Genomic DNA, 3,624 nt, shown 5'->3' on the forward strand with positions numbered 1-3,624 from the left:
CTCTTACCGCGCAGGCGCCAGCAACATTTTGTATAAAGATGAATCCCTGGATATTACCGCACCGGTAATTGATGGCCTGAACAAAGCCAACGAGGGAAAAACTAATTAATGATTAAAAATTAATAATTAATAAATTTGGTGCACATGTGCAATATTTGAGCAACAATGGCCTTTATTATTAATTATTAATTCTTAATTATTCATTCCTTGGAACAAACGTCATTTAAACCTAGCTTAAGCTTACTGGATGCTACTATGATAGTTGCCGGGTCCATGATTGGATCCGGCATTTTTTTGGTATCTGCTGAAATAGCCCGCAGCGTGGGCTCTGCAGGATGGTTTACCGTAATGTGGGTACTGGCCGGTATCGTAACTATGATAGCGGCCGTGAGCTACGGGGAGCTGTCGGGCATGTATCCCCGTGCCGGCGGGCAGTATGTATACCTGCGCGAAGCCTATAATCCATTTGTAGCCTTTCTTTTTGGCTGGACCCAGTTCAGCGTAATTCAAACCGGTACCATTGCCGCTGTGGCAGTAGCTTTTGCCAAGTTCACCGCCTACCTGATACCTGCGGTGAGCGAGCAGCATATCCTGTGGGATGCCGGGTTTATGAAGGTATCTGCCGCGCAGATCGTGGCTATCATCTCTATCATCCTGCTCACGTATATTAATACAAAGGGTATCCGGAATGGTAAGATCATTCAAACCGTGTTCACCCTGGCCAAGCTGCTGTCTTTATTTGGATTGATCATATTTGGTTTCCTGATAGGCGCCCGTGCAGAAGTATGGAACGCTAACTGGCAAAATGCTTGGGCCACTATGTCGCTGCAGCAGGTGAACGGGCAAACCGTAGCCACTATGCTTACGGGCGTGGCAGTGTTGGGCGCTATTGCGGTATCTATGAAAGGTTCCCTGTTCTCCAGCGATGCCTGGAATAACGTAACCTTTATAGCCGCAGAGATCAAGAACCCGCAGAAGAACATTGGCCGCTCCCTGTTCCTGGGTACGCTGATCGTTACCATCATTTATGTGAGCGCCAACCTCATGTACCTCTCTGTACTGCCGTTGAATGAAATTGCTTTTGCCGCCAATGACAGGGTAGGGGTGGCTGCTGCAGAAAAGATCTTTGGTAACAGCGGTTCATTGATCATTGCTGTTATGATCATGGTCTCCACCTTTGGCTGTAATAACGGGCTCATACTGTCCGGCGCACGCATTTACTACACCATGGCGCAGGACGGGCTGTTCTTTAAACAGGCAGCTTCCCTGAACCGTTACAGCGTACCGGAAAAAGGGATGTGGATCCAGTGCTTATGGGCTTCCCTGTTATGCCTGAGCGGCCGCTATGGCGATCTGCTGGCGCTGGTGATCTTTGGTGTGCTGATCTTTTATGTGCTGACAATACTGGGCATTTTTATACTGCGTAAAAAGCAGCCGGCTGCAGCGCGCCCCTATAAAGCGTTTGGCTACCCTGTGCTGCCTATGGTATACATTGCGGTTGCAGTGGGATTGGCTTTGCTGCTGCTGGTGTTTGAAGCTAACTACACCTTACCGGGCCTGGGTATAATCTTACTGGGTATTCCGTTATATTATTGGGCTATGCGGAAAAAGCAGGCTTAAGCTATTTTGTTAATGAATTGTTATTGATGGTTGGCAAAGGCTATGGATACATAAGCAGTTGCTAACCATTCTTTTTGGGTATAATTTACCCAATGCTAACACAAACGTTGTACAAAAAGGCCGAAAAAAACCTGCTCACTGCGGTATTTTTTACAGTGGGGTGGATTAATTTGCACGTACAGCGTTCAAGGAACCCGGATAAAGTTAGCGTGAGTAACCCTGTCTATTATAACACGTATGAAAAGAAAACCCGTTGCCTGCTTTAGTGATCCTGTTTTCAGTAATAGTATCCTATGCGCAAGGTATATCTTATCATATCAGATTTTCAACAGAATATAAAATAATTACCAGTGCTGGTAGAGTGTGCTGTTTGCTGTTCAAGCATAAGCTACCTGTATTGTAAAATATAACATCATTTAAAACTTATAACTAGGTGGTTAAAAAACGTGAAGGTATTCTAGCCCCAAGATAACCATTAAAAGCCTACACGATTTGCATTCTCGAACATTCACATGACAATCTTTTACAATAAGCGTAAGGTTTCCACCCTACGCTTTTTTGTTTTTGTAAAGTAGTAAGGTTGTTGTTGGGATCATATTTATATATGCTATTAGTTGTTTGATTGCGTAATATGCTTAGGTAAAGCAATTAATTTACTGCTATGCTTTTGCGTACTACGCAGGTCCAGCTCCGGACTGCGCCCGCCTGTTTGAATGGTTATTGGGCGTTTTTTATCGTGGCGGCGTTGAGGCGCTATAGGGCGGTGTCAAGCGTGTGACGCCGGGCAAAGGTCCGTCGTTTGGACCTGCGCAGCTGCGGTTGAGTCTTCAGCTTTTGTTTATTCCTTTAGCTTCAGCCTATTTTAGGGTCTTACTTTTTTTACTCTTAATGTTTTATATGGTTATGTTTCACTGCCTTTTTGTTGACTTGTATGGGCCTTAAGTTTATGGTCATGCATGCGGTCATCCTTCGCTTTCCATTCTAATCTTATTCTTTTATCCTCTTATTTTTTTATCTTCTTATCCTCTTATCTTTTTATCCTTTATCGTTTTACCCTTTGCCTTTCCTTTTACGTTTGCCTTCCCATTTTTACTTTTTACTTTTTTACTTTTTACTTCCCCTTTGCTAATATTAACAAATTGTAAACTCCACTTTTGCCATTGGTATCTGTTGCTTTTGTGAGCGTACTCTTTTCTGTATGCACATAGATAAAGAATTACTGGAAAAGTATTTTAAAGGCCGCTGTACGGCGGCAGAAGCAGCAGCAGTGGAAGCTTACCTGTTACAGGAAGCTACCCCTGAAATGGATGCATACCTGCTGGAAACCTGGGAACACACCTCCCCAACCCCTGTTATCCCTATACCGGCCGCTGTGCCGCAGAAAGTAAAGCCTTTATACCGCAGGTGGTATAGTGTTGCTGCAGCTGTGCTGCTTTTAATTGTTGGCGCGGGCGCATGGCTGTGGCAATCACAACAAGGTGTACAGGGACCGGCCCTGGCGCAGCAATGGGATACAGTTTATAACAACGGCCGTAATATACGCCTGGTATCTATGCCGGATGGTTCCCGCGTATGGCTGAATGCCTATGCCGCCGTAGCTTATTCCCATGATTATAATAACCAGGCGCGCGACCTGTGGTTAAAGGGCGAGGCTTATTTTGAAGTAGCACAGATTGCCGGTAGGCCTTTCCGTGTACATGCCGGTGAATTAGTGACCACCGCATTAGGTACGGCGTTTAACATTGCTACCGCTAACCAGGCAGACAGCAGCATTGCAGTAAGCCTGCTATCCGGTAAAGTATCTGTAAGCACTGCCGCATTCTCTTATGTGCTGCAGCCGGGAGAAGTATTGTTATATAAAAAAGGTGTGCTGCCCGCACCCGCCACCCGCTTTAATACTGCCGCCACCCTTGACTGGAAAAGCGGGAAATTAATATTCGATAATGCCACTTTGGAAAATGCATTTGCCAAGCTGCAAAGCCGCTATGGGCAAAGGATCATACT

At 45.3% G+C, this 3,624-nt stretch carries 2 protein-coding genes; both read left to right on the forward strand.

What is annotated here, in order from left to right:
• The first annotated feature begins 207 nt into the window (after window positions 1-207).
• On the forward strand, window positions 208-1,620 hold the full coding sequence (locus VIM87_RS25450) for an APC family permease (protein ID WP_331999712.1): 1,413 nt from the start codon (window positions 208-210) through the stop codon (window positions 1,618-1,620).
• A gap of 1,198 nt (window positions 1,621-2,818) precedes the next feature.
• A partial coding sequence (locus tag VIM87_RS25455; RefSeq protein ID WP_331999713.1) for a FecR family protein occupies window positions 2,819-3,624 on the forward strand: 806 nt, incomplete at its 3' end.

Origin of the sequence: Chitinophaga sp. (assembly GCF_036569125.1) — a bacterium.
GTDB lineage: Bacteria > Bacteroidota > Bacteroidia > Chitinophagales > Chitinophagaceae > Chitinophaga.